This window comes from Microbacterium memoriense (assembly GCF_025398275.1).
In the GTDB taxonomy this organism is placed as follows: Bacteria; Actinomycetota; Actinomycetes; order Actinomycetales; family Microbacteriaceae; genus Microbacterium; species Microbacterium memoriense.
Genome location: NZ_JAODOR010000005.1, coordinates 133,298 through 154,469 on the forward strand (window position 1 = coordinate 133,298; position 21,172 = coordinate 154,469).

Annotated in this window: 11 protein-coding genes; 10 read left to right on the forward strand and 1 reads right to left on the reverse strand. The window is 69.0% G+C overall.

The features are described 5' to 3' along the window. Positions 1-42 precede the first annotated feature (42 nt). From pxpA to N4R40_RS05410, 5 genes are all read left to right on the forward strand, one after another. Positions 43-798, forward strand: coding sequence for a 5-oxoprolinase subunit PxpA (pxpA, locus tag N4R40_RS05390; protein ID WP_261606346.1), 756 nt, complete (start codon positions 43-45; stop codon positions 796-798). A 73-nt stretch (positions 799-871) separates the two neighbouring features. Next, complete coding sequence (locus N4R40_RS05395) at positions 872-2,440, forward strand: 5-oxoprolinase subunit B/C family protein (protein WP_261606347.1); 1,569 nt, start codon at positions 872-874, stop codon at positions 2,438-2,440. A 236-nt stretch (positions 2,441-2,676) separates the two neighbouring features. Next, entirely contained in the window at positions 2,677-6,177 is a 3,501-nt protein-coding gene (rpoB, locus tag N4R40_RS05400; RefSeq protein ID WP_261606348.1) for a DNA-directed RNA polymerase subunit beta, read from the forward strand. A gap of 41 nt (positions 6,178-6,218) precedes the next feature. Continuing rightward, positions 6,219-10,094, forward strand: coding sequence for a DNA-directed RNA polymerase subunit beta' (gene rpoC / locus N4R40_RS05405; protein WP_261606349.1), 3,876 nt, complete (start codon positions 6,219-6,221; stop codon positions 10,092-10,094). Between the two features lie 94 nt (positions 10,095-10,188). Next, positions 10,189-10,794: a hypothetical protein gene (locus tag N4R40_RS05410; protein ID WP_261606350.1), complete on the forward strand. Its 606-nt coding sequence runs from the start codon at positions 10,189-10,191 to the stop codon at positions 10,792-10,794. Positions 10,795-10,840: 46 nt separating this feature from the next. Here the strand turns inward: N4R40_RS05410 and N4R40_RS05415 are convergent, their stop codons facing one another. Then, a complete protein-coding gene (locus N4R40_RS05415) occupies positions 10,841-11,443 on the reverse strand; it encodes a hypothetical protein (RefSeq protein WP_261606351.1) in 603 nt (200 codons plus the stop codon). A gap of 127 nt (positions 11,444-11,570) precedes the next feature. Between N4R40_RS05415 and N4R40_RS05420 the strand changes: the two genes are divergently transcribed. From N4R40_RS05420 to N4R40_RS05440, 5 genes are all read left to right on the forward strand, one after another. Then, complete coding sequence (locus tag N4R40_RS05420) at positions 11,571-12,524, forward strand: ABC transporter (protein ID WP_261606352.1); 954 nt, start codon at positions 11,571-11,573, stop codon at positions 12,522-12,524. Beyond that, positions 12,524-12,997: a hypothetical protein gene (locus N4R40_RS05425; protein ID WP_261606353.1), complete on the forward strand. Its 474-nt coding sequence runs from the start codon at positions 12,524-12,526 to the stop codon at positions 12,995-12,997. Before N4R40_RS05420 ends, N4R40_RS05425 begins: the two co-directional genes overlap by 1 nt. Positions 12,998-13,318: 321 nt before the next feature. Then, entirely contained in the window at positions 13,319-14,017 is a 699-nt protein-coding gene (locus N4R40_RS05430) for a spermidine/putrescine ABC transporter substrate-binding protein (RefSeq protein ID WP_261606354.1), read from the forward strand. 78 nt (positions 14,018-14,095) lie between these two features. Continuing rightward, positions 14,096-15,226 carry a serine/threonine-protein kinase gene (locus N4R40_RS05435; RefSeq protein ID WP_261606355.1) on the forward strand — a complete coding sequence of 377 codons (1,131 nt, stop codon included), beginning with the start codon at positions 14,096-14,098 and terminating at the stop codon, positions 15,224-15,226. Next, positions 15,223-21,156 (forward strand): Ig-like domain-containing protein, encoded by a 5,934-nt coding sequence (locus tag N4R40_RS05440; protein ID WP_261606356.1) that lies wholly within the window; start codon positions 15,223-15,225, stop codon positions 21,154-21,156. The genes N4R40_RS05435 and N4R40_RS05440 overlap by 4 nt, the downstream gene beginning before the upstream one ends. Positions 21,157-21,172 lie beyond the last annotated feature (16 nt).

Genomic DNA, 21,172 nt, shown 5'->3' on the forward strand with positions numbered 1-21,172 from the left:
TACCGGCGGCCTCCCTGCGCGGCCCGCCGGTAGCGTGGGCCCATGGCAACGATCGACCTCAACGCAGACCTCGGCGAAACCGTCGATGGGGTGCCGACGGCCGATGACCCGGCGATGTTCGCGGTGATCTCGAGCGCGTCGATCGCGTGCGGGGGGCACGCCGGCGATGCCGGGTCGATGCGGGATGCCGTGGCCCTCGCGGCGCGGCACCGTGTGACTGTCGGCGCCCATCCCGCCTATCCCGATCGTGCCGGTTTCGGCCGCACTCGAGTGCGGATGCCGGCGGACGAGCTCCGCGCGGAGATCTCCGCCCAGCTGCGAGCACTCCGTGATGCCGGGGCGGACATCCGCTACGTCAAACCGCACGGGGCGCTTTACCACTCGATTCGGAGCGATTGCGCGGAAGCGCGGGCTGTCGCCGCCGCCACGGCGGACCTGTCGGCGGAGCTCGGTCGGGCCGTTCCCCTTCTCGGGATGCACGGAGCGATCGCGCGCGCGGCGGCGGATGCCGGGTTGCCGTTCCACGGTGAGGCCTTCCTCGACCGCGGTTACCTTCCGGACGGCTCCCTCGTGCCGAGGGGTCACGTCGGGGCGCTGCTGGATGACCCCGCCGAGGTTGCCGCCCGAGCGGTCGGCCTCGTGACCGAGCGGACCGTGGTGTCCGTGGCGGGAGAGCCCGTGACCGTCGACGCCGTCTCGCTGTGCCTCCACGGCGACTCGCCGGGCGCCGTCGCGATGGCCCGCGCTGTCCGCGCCGCGCTCGATGCCGCCGGGGTGACGGTGCGGGCGCCGTGGTGAACCGGTGACAGGAGATTTTGCGCGCGAGCGCGGAGAAGAGGCCCTTTCGCCACCCGGGGAAGGAAATCTCCTGTTGCCGGAACATCGACATCCACCCGAACGCCCGCGCGTCCTGCCTTTCGGTGAGGCCGCGGTGCTGGCCGAGGTCGACTCCCTCGCGGACGTGCTCGCCTTGCACGCACGGCTCGCCGGGTCGCGCCTCGAAGGGGTCGTCGATCTCGTGCCGGCCGCACGTACCGTGCTCGTGGTCGTCGACCCGGCGGTGCTGCCGCTGACGGTGGTGCGGGCGTGGATCGCCGGGACCTCCGGTGCGCCCGAGGTTCCTCTCGACCCGAAGATCTTGCTGCTGCCGATCGTCTACGACGGTGAAGATCTCGCCGCCGTCGCCGAAGACCTTGAGCTGAGTGTCGACGAGCTGATCCGGCGTCATTCCGCGGCCGAGTGGACCGTCGCCTTCACCGGATTCGCCCCGGGATTCGGCTATCTCGTCAGCGCGGAGTGGCCGTTCCGAGTTTCGCGACGCTCGAGCCCGCGTACGCGGCTTCCGGCCGGCGCGGTGGGCCTCGCCGGCGAGTTCACCGGGGCGTATCCGCGGGCGACTCCCGGTGGCTGGCAGCTGATCGGGACGACGAGCGCCTCGCTGTTCGATCCGGATGCCGCCCCACCCGCCCTCCTCGCCCCGGGCTCCCGCGTGCGGTTCGTGCCGGTCGCTGCCACGTCCCCGGCCGCGGCGCTCCCGCGTGATGTGTCGGAAGCAGGCTCGATCGACCCTGACCGGGTCGTCGCGGCCGATGTGGTGGCATCGGGCCTGCTTTCGACACGCCAAGACGAGGGTCGCCCTGGTCACCTGGCGGAGGGTATCTCGGCGTCGGGGGCCGCCGACCGCGGCGCCCTGCGGACGGCGAACCGGCTTGTCGGCAATGACGAATCGGCCGCTGGGATCGAGATCACGATGGGCGGCCTGCGGTTGCGCGCGCGCCGAGATCTGTGGGTCGCCGTCACCGGCGCATGGGGCCCGATCCGCATCGCCGGCCGCGAGGTGGGGCCCTACGACGCACAGCCCTGGCCCGCGGGTACGGAACTTGAGATCGATTGGTTCACTCATGGCGCGCGCGGCTACCTCGCGATCCGCGGCGGCCTCGGTGGCCCGCTCGTGGCAGGGTCTCGAGCGACGGATCTGCTCGCCGGGCTCGGGTCCGCGCCGCTGGCCGAGGGCGATGAGCTGACGCTCGCCGATGCCGGGAGCGCCGGCATCCCACCTCTGGCCGTGCACCCGTGGGGCCCGCCGGACGACACCCTGGTCGCGGTGGACCTGGCCCCCGGCCCGCGGGCGGACTGGTTCACTCCAGCGGCGCACGCCGCGCTCTTCGACGCGACCTGGACGGTCTCCCACGCCGCGGATCGCATCGGCATCCGCCTCGACGGCCCGGTTCTGGATCGCATTCGCACGGGCGAACTGCCGAGCGAGGGGATGCTGCCCGGCGCCGTCCAGGTTCCCCCCGACGGTCGTCCGGTGATCCTGGGGCCGGATGCCCCGGTGACCGGTGGCTATCCCGTGATCGCGGTCGTGACCGACCGGACACGGGATCTTCTGGCCCAGGCGCGCCCGGGATCCCGCATCCTGTTCCGCCACGCCCGCTGACATCGGCGCGCGTTTATACCGCAGCATCCGAAACGCGTCAAGGATCCCGCTTGCCATGGCGAGTCGTGAGGCATATAGTTGGTAGTTGCGCTCCCTTCCCCCATGCCCTCATATGGTGGTCGGCTTGTGCCTGCAGCCCCCGCTCCGGCGGCGCGTGCGACAGGCAGTGGGAATCGGGAGCACTCCACCTGACGACAAGGAACCGGCCCCTGCCCGGGCTCATGGAGGTAATCCCCTTGGCTGCTGCGCGCAACGCAACCAATTCCACCACCACCCCTAAGAACGGCCGAGGTGCTTCGCGCCTCTCGTTCGCCAAGATCTCTGACACGCTGACGGTCCCTGACCTTCTCGCGCTGCAGACGGAGTCTTTCGACTGGCTCGTCGGAAACGAGGGCTGGAAGGCCCGCGTCGCCGAGGCGACGGCCGTCGGACGCACGGACGTGCCGTCGACGAGCGGTCTGGAGGAGATCTTCGAGGAGATCTCTCCGATCGAAGACCTCGGCGAGACGATGCAGCTGAGCTTCACCAACCCGTACCTCGAGCCCGAGAAGTACTCGATCGAGGAGTGCAAGGAGCGCGGCAAGACGTACGCCGCCCCGCTGTACGTCGAGGCCGAGTTCATGAATCACCTCACGGGTGAGATCAAGACGCAGACGGTCTTCATGGGCGACTTCCCGCTCCAGACCGGCAAGGGCACGTTCATCATCAACGGCACCGAGCGTGTCGTCGTCAGCCAGCTCGTCCGGTCGCCCGGTGTCTACTTCGACAAGACTCCCGACAAGACGAGTGACAAGGACATCGTCTCGGCGCGTGTCATCCCCAGCCGCGGTGCGTGGCTCGAGTTCGAGATCGACAAGCGCGACCAGGTCGGCGTGCGCATCGACCGCAAGCGCAAGCAGTCGGTGACCGTGTTCTTGAAGGCTCTCGGCCTGTCGAGCGAAGACATCCTGGCCGAGTTCGCCGGCTACGAGTCGATCGAGGACACCCTCAGCAAGGACACCATCCTCACGAAGGAAGATGCGCTCCGCGACATCTACCGCAAGCTCCGTCCGGGCGAGCAGGTCGCCGCCGAGGCCGCCCGCGCGCTCCTGGACAACTTCTACTTCAACTCCAAGCGCTACGACCTCGCGAAGGTCGGTCGTTACAAGATCAACCAGAAGCTGGGCCTCGACAAGCCGCTGAGCGACTCGGTCCTGACCGTCGAGGACATCGTCGCGACGATCAAGTACCTCGTCGCGATCCACCGCGGCGATGTCACGATCCCCGGCGTCCGCGCCGGCAAGCCGGCCGAGATCCGTCTGTCGGTCGACGACATCGACAACTTCGGCAACCGTCGCATCCGCGCCGTCGGCGAGCTCATCCAGAACCAGGTCCGCACGGGTCTGTCCCGGATGGAGCGCGTCGTCCGCGAGCGCATGACCACGCAGGACATCGAGGCGATCACGCCGCAGACCCTGATCAACGTCCGCCCCGTCGTCGCCGCGATCAAGGAGTTCTTCGGAACGTCGCAGCTGTCGCAGTTCATGGACCAGAACAACCCGCTCGCGGGTCTGACCCACAAGCGTCGCCTCTCGGCGCTCGGACCCGGTGGTCTCTCCCGTGAGCGCGCCGGTGTCGAGGTCCGTGACGTCCACCCGTCGCACTACGGCCGCATGTGCCCCATCGAGACCCCGGAAGGCCCGAACATCGGCCTGATCGGCTCGCTGGCCTCGTTCGCCCGCATCAACGCGTTCGGGTTCATCGAGACCCCGTACCGTCGCGTCGAAGACGGCAAGGTCACCGACACGATCGATTACCTGACGGCCTCCGAAGAGAACGAGTTCATCGTCGCCCAGGCCGGCGCCGAGCTGAAGAAGGACGGCTCCTTCGCTCAGGACCGCGTGCTCGCACGTCGCGGCGACGGTGGCGAGGTCGACCTCTTCCACGCCGAGGAAATCGGCTACATGGACGTCTCCCCGCGCCAGATGGTGTCGGTCGGTACGTCCTTGATCCCGTTCCTCGAGCACGACGACGCGAACCGCGCCCTCATGGGTGCCAACATGCAGCGTCAGGCTGTGCCGCTGCTCCGCAGTGACTCGCCGCTCGTCGGTACCGGCATGGAGGGCTTCGCGGCCATCGACGCCGGTGACGTCGTCACCGCCGACAAGGCCGGTGTCGTCACCGAGGTGTCCGCCGATGTCGTCACTCTGCAGCTCGACGAGGGTGGGACGAAGGATTACTTCCTCCGCAAGTTCGACCGCTCCAACCAGGGCAACTCCTACAACCAGCGCGTCATCGTTTCGGCGGGCGAGCGGGTTGAGGTCGGCGAGGTCATCGCCGACGGTCCTGCGACCGAGAACGGCGAACTGGCGATCGGTAAGAACCTCCTCGTCGCGTTCATGACGTGGGAAGGTCACAACTTCGAGGATGCGATCATCCTCAGCCAGGAGCTCGTCAAGAACGACACGCTCTCCTCGATCCACATCGAGGAATACGAGGTGGATGCTCGCGACACGAAGCTGGGCAAGGAGGAGATCACCCGTGACCTCCCCAACGTCAGCCCCGACCTGCTGAAGGATCTCGACGACCGCGGCATCGTCCGCATCGGTGCCGAGGTTCGTCCCGGTGACATCCTCGTCGGCAAGGTCACGCCCAAGGGTGAGACCGAGCTCAGCGCCGAGGAGCGCCTGCTCCGCGCGATCTTCAACGAGAAGAGCCGTGAAGTCCGTGACACCTCGCTCAAGGTGCCCCACGGTGAGCAGGGCACGATCATCGCCGTCAAGGAGTTCGATGCTGAAGGTGGCGACGACGAGCTCGGCTCGGGCGTCAACCGCCGCGTCGTGGTCTACATCGCCCAGAAGCGCAAGATCACCGAGGGTGACAAGCTCGCCGGTCGTCACGGCAACAAGGGCGTCATCGCGAAGATCCTCCCCGTCGAGGACATGCCCTTCCTCGCGGATGGCACTCCGGTCGACATCGTCCTGAACCCGCTCGGTATCCCGGGTCGAATGAACTTCGGCCAGGTGCTGGAGACCCACCTCGGGTGGATCGCGAAGCAGGGCTGGGAGGTCGACGGCTCGCCGAAGTGGGCCGAGGACCTTCCGGCGGATGCCCGTGCGGCAGAGCCCGGAACCAAGGTCGCCACGCCGGTGTTCGACGGTGCGCGCGAGGACGAGATCGTCGGTCTCCTGAACTCGACCCGCCCCAACCGTGACGGTGAGCGTCTGATCGACGGGTCGGGCAAGACCCTCCTGTTCGACGGCCGCTCGGGAGATCCGTTCCCGGCTCCCGTCTCGGTCGGCTACATGTACATCCTGAAGCTGCACCACCTCGTGGACGACAAGATCCACGCGCGCTCCACCGGTCCGTACTCGATGATCACGCAGCAACCGCTGGGTGGTAAGGCGCAGTTCGGTGGCCAGCGTTTCGGTGAGATGGAAGTGTGGGCCCTCGAGGCCTATGGTGCCGCCTATGCGCTCCAGGAGCTTCTGACCATCAAATCCGACGACATCGTCGGCCGCGTGAAGGTCTACGAAGCCATCGTCAAGGGTGAGAACATCCAGGAACCCGGCATCCCCGAGTCCTTCAAGGTCCTCATGAAGGAGATGCAGTCGCTCTGCCTGAACGTCGAGGTGCTCTCGGCCGACGGTACCGAGGTCAACCTCCGCGACACCGACGATGAAGCCTTCCGCGCAGCGGAAGAGCTCGGCATCAACATCTCCAGCCGTTTCGAGTCCTCGTCCATCGACGAGATCTGATCTCGGCCACCCCTCAAGAGAATTCCGACACAGGAGAACCAGTGCTCGAGTCACACACCTTCGATCAGCTTCGCATTGGCCTGGCCACGGCCGACGACATCCGTCGTTGGTCCTACGGCGAGGTCAAGAAGCCCGAAACCATCAACTACCGCACCCTGAAGCCCGAGAAGGACGGTCTGTTCGGCGAGCAGATCTTCGGCCCTTCCCGCGACTGGGAGTGCGCCTGCGGCAAGTACAAGCGTGTCCGCTTCAAGGGCATCGTCTGTGAGCGCTGCGGCGTGGAGGTCACCAAGAGCTCCGTCCGTCGTGAGCGCATGGGCCACATCGAGCTCGCCGCACCCGTCACCCACATCTGGTACTTCAAGGGCGTCCCCTCGCGCTTGGGCTACCTGCTGGACATGGCGCCGAAGGACCTCGAGAAGGTCATCTACTTCGCCGCCTACATGGTGATCTCGGTGGATGAGGATGCGCGTCACCGCGACCTCCCCACGCACGAGACCAACCTGCGTCTGGAGATCAAGAACCTCGGCGATCGTCGCGATGCCCGCATCGCGACCCGGTTGCAGAAGTGGGAAGAGGAGCTCGCTGCTCTCGAGGCCGAAGGCGCCAAGGCCGACCAGAAGAAGAAGGTCAAGGACGCCGCCGAGAAGGACATGACCCTCATCCGCAAGGGTGCTGACGAGCAGATCGCCAAGCTCGAGCGCATGTGGGACGAGTTCCGTGGCCTCTCGGTCGGTCAGCTCAAGCAGGAAGACGACGTCTTCCACGAGCTGCAGGACCGGTTCGGTCAGTACTTCGAGGCCTACATGGGCGCCGAGTCGATCCAGCGTCGCCTGCAGGCGTTCGACCTGGCCGCCGAAGCGGAGAACCTGCACCTGCAGATCTCCGAGGGCAAGGGCCAGCGCAAGATCCGTGCGATCAAGCGTCTGAAGGTCGTCAACTCGTTCCTGCAGACCGGCATGAGCCCGGCCGCGATGGTTCTGGACGTCGTCCCGGTCATCCCGCCGGAGCTGCGTCCGATGGTCCAGCTCGACGGTGGCCGTTTCGCCACGAGCGACCTGAACGACCTCTATCGCCGCGTGATCAACCGCAACAACCGCCTCCGTCGTCTGATCGATCTCGGTGCCCCCGAGATCATCGTGAACAACGAGAAGCGGATGCTGCAGGAGGCCGTCGACGCCCTGTTCGACAACGGTCGTCGTGGTCGTCCCGTCACCGGTACCGGTAACCGCGCGCTCAAGTCGCTGAGCGACATGCTCAAGGGCAAGCAGGGACGTTTCCGTCAGAACCTGCTCGGAAAGCGCGTCGACTACTCGGGCCGTTCGGTGATCATCGTCGGTCCCCAGCTGAAGCTGCACCAGTGTGGTCTGCCCAAGCAGATGGCGCTCGAGCTCTTCAAGCCGTTCGTGATCAAGCGCCTGATCGACCTCGGTCACAGCCAGAACATCAAGGCCGCCAAGCGTGCCGTCGAGCGCACGCGTCCCGAGGTCTGGGACGTGCTCGAGGAGATCATCCGCGAGCGCCCCGTGCTGCTCAACCGTGCGCCCACCCTGCACCGCCTGGGCATCCAGGCCTTCGAGCCTCAGCTCGTCGAGGGCAAGGCCATCCAGCTGCACCCGCTCGTCTGCGCGGCGTTCAACGCCGACTTCGACGGTGACCAGATGGCTGTCCACCTGCCGCTGTCGGTCGAGGCTCAGGCCGAGGCCCGCATCCTCATGCTGGCGTCGAACAACATCCTGAAGCCGTCGGACGGCCGTCCGGTCACCCTGCCTTCGCAGGACATGATCATCGGTCTCCACCACCTGACCACGGTCATCGAGGGTGCTACCGGCGAGGGGCGCGTGTTCGGTTCGGTCGGCGAGGCGATCCTGGCCAAGGACGAGGGCACCCTCGACCTGCAGGCCAAGGTCCGCATCCGCGTTCCGGGTCTGACGTTCCTCGAGGGCGAAGCGCCCGAGAACTACGAGCGTCACGGACTGCTGGATGCATCGCTCGGTCAGGCGATCTTCAACGACACGCTCCCCAAGGGCTACCCGTTCGTTCGCGAGCAGGCCGACAAGGGCAAGCTGTCGCAGATCGTCAACAAGCTCGCCGAGGAATACCCCAAGGTCGAGGTCGCCGCGTCGCTGGACCGCATCAAGGATGCCGGTTTCTACTGGGCGACCCGTTCGGGAGTGACCGTCGCGCTCAGTGACATCCTCACGCCGCCGAACAAGGGCGAGATCATCTCGAAGTACGAGAAGCTCGCCACCAAGGTGCAGAACCAGTTCGACAAGGGTCTCGTGACCGATGCCGAGCGTCGCCAGGAGCAGATCAAGATCTGGACCGAGGCGACCGACGAGGTTCAGCAGGCGATGCGGGACAACTTCCCGGCCGACAACAACATCAACCGCATGGTGACCTCGGGCGCCCGTGGTAACTGGCTGCAGATCCGGAACATCGCCGGTATCCGAGGCCTGGTCAACAACACCAAGGGCGAGATCATGCCCCGTCCGATCATCTCCTCGTACCGCGAGGGTTTGAGCGTGGCGGAATACTTCACCGCGACCCACGGTGCCCGTAAGGGTCTGGCCGACACGGCTCTGCGTACCGCTGACTCGGGTTACCTCACGCGTCGTCTCGTGGACGTCTCGCAGGATGTCATCATCCGCGAAGACGACTGCGGTACGAACAAGGGCCTCGAGTTCACGATCGCGGCCGTCGATGCCTCCGGCACGCTGGTACGCGACGCGAACGTCGAGAACTCGGTGTTCGCCCGTACCCTCTCCGCCGAGGTCGTGACGGCCTCGGGTGAGGTCATCGCCGACGCCGGTGACGACGTGGGTGACGTGCTCATCGACAAGCTGGTCGCGGCGGGTGTCGAGTCGATCAAGGTCCGCTCGGTCCTCACGTGCGAGTCGGCTGTCGGCGTCTGCGCGCAGTGCTACGGCCGTTCGCTCGCGACCGGCAAGCTCGTCGACATCGGAGAGGCCGTCGGCATCATCGCGGCCCAGTCGATCGGTGAGCCCGGAACGCAGCTCACGATGCGTACCTTCCACACGGGTGGTTCGGCTTCCGCCGATGACATCACCCAGGGTCTGCCGCGTGTGCAGGAGCTGTTCGAGGCGCGTACCCCCAAGGGTGCCTCCCCGATCGCCGAGGCCGACGGTCGCATCACGATCGATGAGACCGACAAGGCCAAGAAGGTCATCCTGACGCCCGACAACGGGGACGAGCCGCACGTCTACCCCGTCCTGAAGCGCGCGACGCTCCTGGTCGAGGACGGCCAGCGGGTCACGGTCGGTCAGCCGATCCTGGTCGGCACGCTCGACCCCAAGGAGGTCATGCGTGTCATGGGTGCCCGCGAGGTGCAAAAGTACCTCGTGAACGGTGTCCAGGGCGTGTACCGCTCGCAGGGTGTGCCGATTCACGACAAGCACATCGAGGTCATCGTGCGCCAGATGCTGCGGAAGGTCACCGTGGTCGACCACGCTGACACGAAGCTGCTGCCCGGTGAGCTCGTCGACTTCAAGCGCTACCAGCAGATCAACCGCGAGACCGTGGCCGAGGGCAAGCGCCCCGCGTCGGGTCGCCCGGAACTGATGGGTATCACGAAGGCGTCGCTCGCGACCGAGTCGTGGCTGTCGGCGGCCTCCTTCCAGGAGACCACCCGCGTCCTCACCGAAGCGGCCATGCAGGGCAAGAGCGACCCGCTCGTCGGCCTCAAGGAGAACGTCATCATCGGAAAGCTCATCCCCGCCGGCACCGGCCTTGCGAAGTATCGCAACGTTGTGGTCGAGGCGACGGACGAGGCCAAGAGCGAGCGGTACCCCAACCGCATCTTCGCCTCGGACGGTGCGTACAGCGACGCCGACCTGAGCTACGTCGACTTCGACAGCTTCTCGACGGACGACTTCACGCCCGGTACCTATAACTGAGCGCAGTGATACGAAGGGCCCCGGGATTTCACGATCCCGGGGCCCTTCGCCGTGTCCGCCGGGTTCGCGCGTCGCGGCAACGTAGCGTGGAGGCATGGCCCGAGTCGGCGGCAGGAATGCCTTCATCGCGTGGGTGGTCGGCATCGGATGCGCGGCGACCCTCGGCGCTTTGGCGTTCCTGGCGCTGCCGTTGCTCCCCGCATCCGTCTCGTGGGTCGGTGCCACCGTCGACCGGCCGACCGAGCAACCCGTCGCCGCCGATCCCCTCGGAGGGAACGAGGGCGGCACTCCGGCCGAGTGCGATCAGCTGTACGGCGAGGCACTGTGGGCGTCCTTGCGCTTCTCGGACGGCGCTGTCCTGACCCCCTCGAAAGATGCGCCGACGACCACCGCCACGGCGCTCGTCAGCGCGCTCCAGCCGCAGGTGCAGCTGACGTGCTCCTGGAAGGCCGATGCCGGCACGGTCGCGACGACCTTCGCCACCGTCGCCACGGATGCCGGAGCGATCGCCGCATCCGCGCTGCCTGGGTCGGGGTTCGCGTGCGAAGCGCGGGAGCAACGCACGCGGTGCACGCGCACCGACGGCGATCTCACCGAGACGATCGAGACCGGCGGCGGCTTGTGGCTCTCCACGTCCGAAACCACCTGGCATCCCGCCGGCTACACCGACAACGTCGCCGCCCAGCTCTGGCCGGAGTGAGGGCGCCAGGGGCGAGGGGCGAGAGGCCGGCCGGTGAGGAGCGCGGTCAGCCGGTGGGCCAGAGGGAGCGGATGATCGCGTTGGTGTACCCCGCGGGCGCGAGGTTCGTGAACTGCGTGTCGACGATGACGCCGTCGCGGTAGAAGAGCGTCCGGCCTTCTTCGATCCCGAGGGTGTCGCTCGTCCAGGTCTTTTCGCAGCGCACGCCGCCGGTGGGCTCGTAACAGGTGAAGCCGTCGTTGCCGAGCGCATAGAGGGCATCGAGAGCCTCGCGTTCGGGGGAGTAGCCGATCACGGTCACGAGGCGGGTGGCGAGCGCGTCCGGCTCTCCCCACACGCAGACGCGGCTGCTGTCGGGGCGGATGCCGCCACCCATGCCGGGGGCGTTCAGCGGTACGCCGTCGAGCTGGGTCAGGACCGTGCCGGAGAGGATCGCCTCGCAATCGGTCGGCAGTGCGGTCGTCGACTCGGAGGGACCGATCGGGAACGGGCTGATGGTCGGCAGGGGGGTCGCGGCGGGCGACGTCGCGACCGCCTCGGCGGTGCCCGATGTCGACGTCTCCGGGGCCGGGGTGCCCGCGCATCCGGTGAGGAGGAGCGCCGCGAGGCCCAGCGCCGCCGGCGTGGTGAGACCTCGGGGCGTGTACATGCCTCCACGATAGGCGCGGGTGGCGCGCGCGACGTCGAGACACGACGGCACGCCTACGCTCCGCTGTCCTTCCCGGGCGTTACGCTCGCTGTGCGGTGGCGTGCGCCCCGCGTGAGGAGCACCCGCCATGAGCGACCCCAAGTACGGCGACCCGGTCGACGAGACACACACGGACGACGCCGCGCACGGCGACGACGTGGTCGGACGCGTGAACGAAAGCCTGGCCGAGGCCGAGGCAGCGTCGCGGGATGCCGTGGACACGCCGCCCGAGCATCCCGTTGCTGCGGACCACGCTGAGCACGTCGACACCGCCGCGCACGCGGAGCCGGTCGCGCCCGAACACGTCGAGACGGTCGCTGCGGAGCCTGCCGCTGACCCGCTGTACCGGGGCGACGATCTGGCGCTCGACTACTCCACCGGTGCTGCCGCAGTCGCGCCCGCAGCGGGCGCTGTCGCACCCACCGCGGTGGTCACTCCCAGTGAGCCCGTCGTCCCCGTCGTGGCTCCGGCACCCCAGCCCATTTTCGTGCAGGCGCCCGAGGCCCCCCGCCCGCGGGGGAACCGCGCCGCCGCAGGTCTGATCGGCCTGCTCGCCGCGCTCACGTTCGGCGTGCTGTACCTCGCCGCGTCGCTCGGATTCCGGGCGATCACGGGTGACGTGACCGGAGCGAACGTCGGCACGGAGGCGCTCGCTGCGCTGACCACCTGGTGGTTCTGGGTGCCGGTCGTCGTCTTCTTCATCTCCTTCTGGCTGCTCGGCGCGATCATCAATCGCGGACGTTGGGCGTACTGGGTGATCTTCGGCTTGCTCGTGGGTGTCGCTTCCTACGGCGGACATCTGTTGGGCCAGCTCTTCCAGGCTCCGTTCTGGACGCTCACGGCTCGTGAGGGCGCCGACCTCGTCGAAGGCCAGCTCCTCGCCCCTCTCGCGATCGCCGCGTTCGTCATCGGGCGCGAGATCACGATCTGGTTCGGCGCGTGGGTGTCCTCGCGCGGAGCGCGGGTGACCGAGATCAACAACGAAGCCCAGCGTGAGTACGAGCGCACGCTCGAGGCGGGTCCCCGGCTCCACCAGTCCTGATGGATGCACCGGGCCCGGGAGTCTCACCGCCGGTGGCGGTGGCTTTCGCGGTCGTCGGATTCTTCGCGCTCGTGATCGCCGGGTTCGGCGTGACGACCCTGGTGACGGAGACCGATGTCATTGCGGGCCCGGGTCACGGTCAGATCCCCGGGATCGTCGGCGTTGCCGCCGCGACCCTGGCCTTCGCCGCTCTCCTATGGACCGGCATCCGCCGTGTGCCGCCGTCCTACGGCGTCTCGTTCACGGTTGCCGTCGGGGTAGTCGTCGCGTGTGTGCTGGGGATCCTCGTCGGCACGCTCATCGAGGGGTCCGAGGTGGCGGCAGCTGTCGCCACGGCGGGCGCGTTCGCCGTCTCATGGTTCGCCCTCGTTCTGGCTCTGGCGGGTTTTGCGGCGGCCTGGGCCGGTGTCGCGCTCGTGCGCACGCACGCCTCCCGCCCGCGCTGGCCCTGGGAGCGCGACGACGACGAGTAGTCGAGACCGCCGGGCATCCCGTCGGTCGTCGGTGATCCCAGGCGTGCGGCTCTCTTAGGCGGCGCATTCTGCGGGTTCAGCCGCGAGGAGTGGACCGGTCGCGCCACCTGTCTCGAGCCCGATCCAACAAGGGGACGCAATCTGCCACCTCAGGCACAAGGTACCCACCACTTGCGGCCCCAATTCCAGAAGCGCGCGAATGCTCCCGCGTGAATCAGGTGGCGCGTTCTGCGCGGGGGGATGCCGGCATCCCCCACCTCGCGCCACACGGCTTCGCCTCACATCCCCACGCACGGGCATGGGCGGGGCACAATGGGCCTTGTGGAGCGGTCGATCGAGACCCAGGTGAGCCAGGCGGTCGACGCCTGGCTCCGATGGCTGCCCCGATGGGAGCCCGCGACCCACCGGGGAAGGGTCGCCCCGTGCCGCCGGTGCTTCGGCTCACCGGTGCTCTCTGCGGCGGGACTCGGCGCGGATGTTCCCCACGGCGTCCAGCACGGCTTGTCGACGCGGATCAAGACGATCGTCGACCACGCGGTCGCCGACTATACGGCGCAGAACCTGCCCATGCTGCAGGCCGAGTTGGATCAGCAGGCCGCCCGCAACCGTGCGCGCAGCTATCGGCCCGCGGAGGGGCTCGATCCCGAGTTCGAAGGCCTGCCGCTCGATCCCGATCCCGTGCCCGGGGCGCCGTTCCTGTTCACGATCTCCGGCATGGCCGACGAAGTGGATGCCGGTCTTCCCGACCTCCCGCCGCTGAGCGCCGAAGCCAAAGCAGCCCTGCGCCAGGAGGTCGGCCTGGCCGATGACTATGCGAATCTCGTCGGACGTGAAGTCTGCGCGATCCTGCTGCATCACCGGTTGCGGATCCAGTCCGCGGTGAGCCAGTACGTCGAACCGCAGATCGCCGCAATGCTGGAAGAGCTCACGCGTTCGCTCGATGCCCCGTTCGCTGCACCCGCCGATCCGCCGGGCGACGCGGATCCCGACCCGTCCGGCGGAGCGAAGCCCGGACCCTAGCGACGTGTGGCGTCCGCGGCTTTGTTAGCATTGCCGGGATGTGAGGACTGCCGTGCCGAGAGAGCGACGAGGGATGCCATGACGCGCAGACTCCCGTCCGCGCCGCCGCTGCTTCCGGGTCTCACCTATATCCGGCCGCTCGGATCGGGTGGGTTCGCGGACGTCTTCCTGTATCAACAGGACATGCCGCGCCGTTCGGTCGCCGTCAAGGTCCTGCCGGCCGACGAACGCGATCCCGAACTGCTGCGCATGTTCAACGCGGAAGCCGATATCCTCGCGCACCTGTCTGCGCATCCGGCGATCGTGACGGTCTATCAAGCGGGGATCTCGGCCGACGGCCGCCCCTACATCGTCATGGAGTACTGCCCGGGTTCGCTCGCGCAGCGCTATCGCATCGAACGGATACCGGTCGACGAGGTCATGGCGATCGCCGTGCGCCTGGCCGGCGCGTTGGAGTCGGCGCACCGCGCGGGCCTCATCCACCGCGACATCAAACCCAGCAACATCCTCGTGACGAGTTTCGGCGCTGCCGTGCTCGCCGACTTCGGGATCTCGTCGTCGCTCCTGCGCGAGTCGGCGGGCGACGTCGTCGCGATGTCGATCCCCTGGAGTGCCCCCGAAGTGGTCACCGAGCACTCCGGGGGAACGATCGCGAGCGAAGTGTGGAGCCTCGGCGCGACGGTCTATTCCCTGCTGGCCGGTCACAGCCCGTTCGAGCGGCGTGAGAAGGGCCAGAACACCCGCGACCTCATGCGCCGCCGCATCTCGCGAGCGACGTTCGTGCCGGTGCCGCGCACCGATGTTCCCGACGCCCTGCAGCACGTGCTGGCGACGGCGATGGCGCGCGACCCCGACGCGCGCTATCCGACCGCGCAGGCGTTCGGAGAAGCGGTGCGCGCGGTGCAGCAGTCGGTCGGTGTCGCGCCGACGCCACTGGAGGTCCCCGCCGACGAGTGGTTGCCGGCATCCGAGGTGATCGACTTCTCCGACGCGGCTCCGCGCGGGCCCGTGCGCAGCCGACTCGAGCACACCGCGCGGCGCGCGCGCGTTGTGCCGGAGGAAACGAGCCGCCGTCGTGATGAGGACACGAGTCTGACCGCGCCGCCGCCGCACCGCCGTGTGTGGCCGTGGGTGACGGGCGGCATCGCCGCGCTGGCGCTGGTCGCGGGGGCAGCTCTCGCGGTGGGCACCGGGTGGGGGCTGTGGTGAACCGCCGCCGCACTGCGGTCGGTCTCTCGGCCGCCGTCGCTGCCATCGCGCTCGTCGCGGGCGTGAGTATCGCCTGGCCGGGGCTCGACGCACAGGAGACGCCGGTCCAGACGGCGTCAGCCTGGGTGCTGCAGGCGGACGGACTCCGCTACGCGCGCGTCAACAGCGCGATCGGTGAACTGGACACCGTCCGTGCCGTCAGCAACCCGAGCCGCATCGCCGGTGCGACGACGGGCGCCTACATGTTCACCGACAGCGACAGCAAGGTGATCCGCATCGATGACGCGGCGCCGGTGGACCTCGACGCCGATGGGCTGAAGGCCGCTTCTTCCGCGCCACCCGGCACAGATGAGGTCGACTACGCGGGCGACTTCGTCGCCTACCGGACCGATGCCGGTGCGGTCTACGCGGGCCGGCTCTCGACCGGATCGCTCACGCGGATCGAACCGCGCGTGAGCCCGTCGGATGCGCCCGAGGATGCTCCCGCCTACACATCGGACGCGATCGCAATCAATGCCGACGGTCTGCTGATGAGCTACTCGGCCGCCGACGAGACGGTCGCCCGTGTCGACGTCACGAACGCCGAGGTCCGCGGCATCGATCCTGCACCCGTCACCTTCTCGGCACCGGTCGTGACCGCGGCAGGGGAGCAGTGGGTCGTGATCGACACGTCCTCCGGGCTGTACTTGCCGCGTGGCGCGGACGCCATCGCCTCCGCCGGGACGAGCGGTACCGTCGCGGTCGCGCGGTCGGACGCCGATGCCGATGCCTTCTATATCGCCGATGCGAGCGGTCTCGTTCGTATCGCGCCGGACGGCGCTGCGGCCGAGCGTGTGTTCGGTGACAGCACGACCTCGCGGGGAACTGCAGCACGGCCCGTCGTGCGCGGTGGCACGGTGTACGCCGCGTGGCTTCCCGAGGGCGCGGGGCCCGGCACGCTCTGGAGCTCGGCGGACGGCGACGTTCCGCTCGACTACGCCGGACTCAGCCTCGGTGCGCAGCGCCGCCCCGTCTTCACGGATGCCGGGAACACCCTGCTCCTCAACGATGCCCGTTCCGGCTGGGTGTGGAGCGCGCCGAGCGGCGCGCTGCTGCCCTCCACCCAGAACTGGGACATCGACGATCGCGTCGAGACGGCCGCGGAGGTCAGTGATGACGAGCCGCCGCCGGTGATCGATCCGCGTCCCCCGGTCGCCGTCGATGACGCGTTCGGCGTGCGCCCCGGTGCGCTGGTGTCGCTGCCGGTGCTGCTCAACGACCACGACCCGAACGAAGACGTGCTGGCGATCGATCCGGCATCCGTCACGGGACTCGACCCTGGCTTCGGCGTGCTCACGACGACGGACGATCGCCAGCGACTGGCCGTGCGCGTCGCGGCGGATGCGGCGGGCGCCGCCACCTTCACCTACGCCGTGACCGACGGCACGACGGCGGACGGACTCCTGTCTCCGCCGGCGACCGTGACCCTGACGGTCGCGGATGAGGCCGACAACGCCGCGCCGGCCTGGTGCGCCGTCGAGCTGTGTCAACAGACGTGGCCTCGGCCCGACGTCGCGCGGGGTGGCACGCTCACGCTCCCCGTCCTCGGCGATTGGGTCGACCCGGAGGGTGACCCCCTGTTGCTGCTGTCGGCCAGCGACGCTTCCGGCTCGGGTCAGGTCGCCGCGACCCCCGAGGGCAACGTCGTCTATCAGCACAGCGACACGGGCGCGGAAGGAGAACAGCTCGTCTCGATCGTCTTGACGGTCGGCGATGCGCGGGGTGCGACCGCGACGAGGACACTGGTCGTCCGTGTCGTGGATGACCCGCAGCCCACCCTGCAATCCTTCGCCGTGCTCGACACCGCGGGTGCGCGGGTCAGCGTCGATGTCGCGCCCCACGTGACCGGGACGGCCGGAGACATCAGCGTGAGCTCCGCGCGGGTGCTCGACGACGCGGGCGCCACCGCGACCGTCGTCGGCGGCTCGACCGCGTTCGATTTCACCGCGCCGGCGGCGGGGAGTTACCGGGTCGCCGTGACCGTGTCGGCCGCGGGCCAGGAGGTCACCGGAACCGTCCGGATCACCCTCCTGCCCGCCGATGCGCCCGCCGATCTCTCGACGGCCCCGGTCGTGGCGTTCGTCCGCCCCCAGGCCGATGCGACCGTCGACGTGTTCGCCGCCGTGTCGAACCCCACCGGTCGTGTGCTGCTGCTCAGCGACATCGTCCGCCATCCCGCGGCGGGCGCGAGCATGGATGCGGATGCCGTAGGTCAGAGTCAACTTCGCGTCTCCGGGACGACGGCCACGGGTGACTCCGGGCTCCTCGGGACCGTGACCTATCGGGTCAGTGATGGCACCGAGGACACCGGCTCGTCCGTCATCGGAGAGGCGACGGTGTACCTGCTGCCGGTCGCGAGCGAGCAGGCCCCGATCGCGGTGGATGACAGCGTCGTGGTGCGGGTGGGGTCGCAGGTCGACATCCCCGTGCTCGCCAACGACATCTCGTCCTCGGGGACGCGCCCGCGGCTCGATCCCGAGTCGATCGTGTCGTCGTCGGCCGAGGTCCTCGCGTTCGCCTCCGGCGAGGTCCTGCGCTACCTCGCGCCGCCCGAGCCGGGCCAGTACAGCATCCAGTACCGCGCCTTCACGACCGGCGCCCCCGACCTCGGCGACCAGGCGACCGTGCACGTGCGGGCCGTCGCCGACGACACGAACCGCGAACCGCTGCCGCCCTCGTTGAGCGGCCGGGTGCTCAGCGGCCTCACGACTTCCATCGCCGTGGATGGCTTCGGGATGGACCCCGACGGCGATGTGGTCCGGCTCGCGACCATCGTCGATCAACCGGCGCGCGGCTCCGCGGCGATCTCGGCCGACGGAACGTCGATCGTCTACACGAGCGTCGCCGGCGACACCGGTCAGGTCGAGTTCCGGTATCGGGTCGTCGACACGTTCGGCGCGGCGGGCGACGGGCGGGTCCGCATCGGCATCCTCGGCGGCGATGCCGACCCGAGCCCGATCACCTACACCGACTACGTGCACGTGCAAGCCGGCGCGGACAGCATCATCCGCGTGGACCCGTTGGCCAACGACCTCGACCCGACGCAGGGCACCCTCACCCTCACCGGCGTGCGACCGGATGTGCCCGAGGTCGCGGAGGACGGAACCGCTTCTGTCGAGTACGCACGATTGTCCGAGCGCATCGTCTCGGTCACCGAGGACACCGTCACGATCGCGGCCGGCGCCGCGCCCGGAACGATGACGTTCCTCTACGACGTGGAGTCGTCCTCCGGCAACACCGCGCGGGGTCTCTTGGTCGTCCGGGTCGTCGCTCAGCGTGTCCCCGATTTCCCCGTCGTCGATGACACGGTCCTCCGTGCGCAGGATCGTGAGGATCTGCGCACGGGCGTCGAGGTGCTCTCCGGCAAGGTCCTCTGGTCCGGGGGCGATGCGTCCGCGTTGACCATCGCGCTATGGGGCGACCCCGAGGGGGTGCGGGTCTCGGGCTCTCGCATCCGCGGCGACGTCGGCGAGGAAGCGCGGTTGATCGCGTTCTCGGTGACCGGCGAAACCGCCACCGGCCCCGTCACGACCTACGCGTTCCTGAGGGTTCCCGCCGCCTCCGAGGTGACGGTGTCTCTGCGTCCCGGCGTGGCACCCGTGCAGGTCGGCGAAGGGCAGGATGTCACCTTCGATCTGTCCGATTACGTGTCGCAGCCGCGCGGTAGCGTTCTCGAGGTCGGCGATCCGGTGCGGGCGTCTGGGGCGCGCACGACGGGCGTCTGTGCCCGCGAATCGGGAACGACCCTGCGGTACACGGCCGGTACCGGAGCGCCCTGGAACGACGGATGCCTGGTCTCTGTCCGGATCGCCGGGCAGTCGGCGTGGACCGTGCTCTCGGTCCCCGTCGTCGTGACGCCGATCGATCCGCAGCCGGTCGTGAGCGCGGCGGCGTACGAGATCGCACCCGGTGAGCGCCACACCGTGGATCTCGGCACGATCACGACCTGGCAGGGCACTCCCGAACCGATCGTGTACCGGGTCAGCGGGGAGGCGGCATCCTTCGACGTGGCGGTGACGGGAGCGACCCTGACCATCGATGCACGCGATGCGGCTGTCCCCGGCACGGTGGAATCCGTCTCGATCGAGGTCGCCAGTCATGCCGGGGTCACTCCGGCGCGCGTGACCCTTCGCGTCGGCGCCGCCCCGTCCACGCTTCCGCAGGGCGGAGCGGTCCAGCAGCAGTGCAGCCAGGCGTCCGGGTCGTCGTGCGCGATCGACGTGATCGGCGCGCCCGGCGAGGTCAATCCGCTGCCCTCGACGCCCTTGACGCTCGTCGCGGCGTCCTCTGCGAGCGCCTGCGTGGGCGTCAGCTTCTCGGTGGCCTCCGCGACCCGCGTGATCGCGAGTTGGACCGACGATGCGCCGGGCGCGACCTGCGTTGCCTCCTTCACCGTCCGCGACGCCCAAGGGCGGCAGAGCGCCGCGGCCCGCAACGGGCGGATCACGCTCGACCTGCAGGGCTTCCCGAAGGCGCCGGCGAGCATCACCCAGAGCGCGTACGCGAACGGGACCCTGACCCTCCGCATCGACACGGGCGCCGCCTCGTCGGCCGCCCCGGCGATCACCGGGTTCGAGGTGCGTCAGGCCGGCGCGGTCGTCGCGACGTGCACGCCGCAGGGGATCTGCCCCGCGATCACGGCACCCAACGGCGACCAGCGCACCTACGAGGCCGTCGCCGTCAACGCCGTCGGCCCGTCCCGCACGTCCGTGCGGACGGTGGCGTGGGCGTACGACCCGCCCGCCGCACCGACGTCGGTGTCCGCCGCGCCGGTCGCCACGGCCGGTGAAGGCGGTGTGGCCGCGATCACGATGCGCGGGGTGGATGCCGCCGACACCGGTGCGCTGCAGGTTGCGAGCCCTGCGGGAGAAACGGTGTCGGTCGCCGTGAGCCCTACTCAGACGGAGGCGACCCTGCCGTCGTTCCGGGTGGGATCGAACACCGCCACCACGGTCACGGTGACCCCCGTCTCCCGCTTCGACGTGCCGCCGGGCCTCGGCGGACCCGCGATCGAGTCGGTCACTGTGTCTGCGCACGGCATCGGCGCACCGCTGGCGCCGGCACTCACCCTGACGGCGGTCAACACGGGCAACGGTCGGGCAGAGGTCACGGCGGTCGGCACGGCCGCATCCGGTGGCGACGGCTCGACGCTCCGCTACGGCATCGTGCCCGACGGGACGGCGTGCGTCGTGTCGGAGAACGGCAGCCGGGCGGTGTTCTCCAACCTTCCCGACGGTCGCCAGTACACGTTCGTGCTCTGCGTGGAGTCGTGGTTCGACGGCACCATGTTCGGCCGCGTGACGACGAGCGCCGAGGTCCGCGCCGCGCAGAACGGTGCGGCCCCGCGGAACTACACCTTCGTCGTCGGCCCGACCGCGCGGGTCGCCGACGGGCGCGCGACGTGGACGATCGACAGCACGCCGACGTCTCCGGAGAGGCCACCGGAGAGCAACGTCGCCGTGTTCGATCGGTTCCCGACGGGCGTCTTCGACAGCGATCCGCGCATCCGCGTCAGGTACGAGCACACCGCGGGATGGTGGCAATCCGCCTGGGGTGAGGTCACCCCGGCTCGTGGCAGCGCGCCGTATCAGGTGCAGGCACGCTGGTCGCTCGGCGCCTGCACGGGGGGCTCGCTCCTCGAGCCGAGTGGGACCTCGACCGACGGTCGCGCGTCGATCAGCTTCCCCACCGACGCGATCACCTACACCGATGCGAACGGCGAGGTCCTGCCGACCGATGGCGACCCGCTGCGGGTTCCGGACGCCGCGGTCCGCGTGACGGGCGTCGGCGTGCGCGTCGACTGGCCCGCGTGGAACCTGGATTCCGCGATCGCCGAGATGTCAGCCACCTGCACGCCACTTCCTCAGCCCCCGACCGAGCCCGCACCCTGAACGAGGACCCACTCCC

Excerpts from the sequence above, each read along its gene's own strand:
- pxpA (WP_261606346.1), top strand. The coding sequence starts at position 43 with ATGGCAACGATCGACCTCAACGCAGACCTCGGCGAAACCGTCGATGGG.
- N4R40_RS05410 (WP_261606350.1), top strand. The coding sequence starts at position 10,189 with ATGGCCCGAGTCGGCGGCAGGAATGCCTTCATCGCGTGGGTGGTCGGC.
- N4R40_RS05415 (WP_261606351.1), bottom strand. The coding sequence starts at position 11,443 with ATGTACACGCCCCGAGGTCTCACCACGCCGGCGGCGCTGGGCCTCGCG.
- N4R40_RS05420 (WP_261606352.1), top strand. The coding sequence starts at position 11,571 with ATGAGCGACCCCAAGTACGGCGACCCGGTCGACGAGACACACACGGAC.
- N4R40_RS05425 (WP_261606353.1), top strand. The coding sequence starts at position 12,524 with ATGGATGCACCGGGCCCGGGAGTCTCACCGCCGGTGGCGGTGGCTTTC.
- N4R40_RS05435 (WP_261606355.1), top strand. The coding sequence starts at position 14,096 with ATGACGCGCAGACTCCCGTCCGCGCCGCCGCTGCTTCCGGGTCTCACC.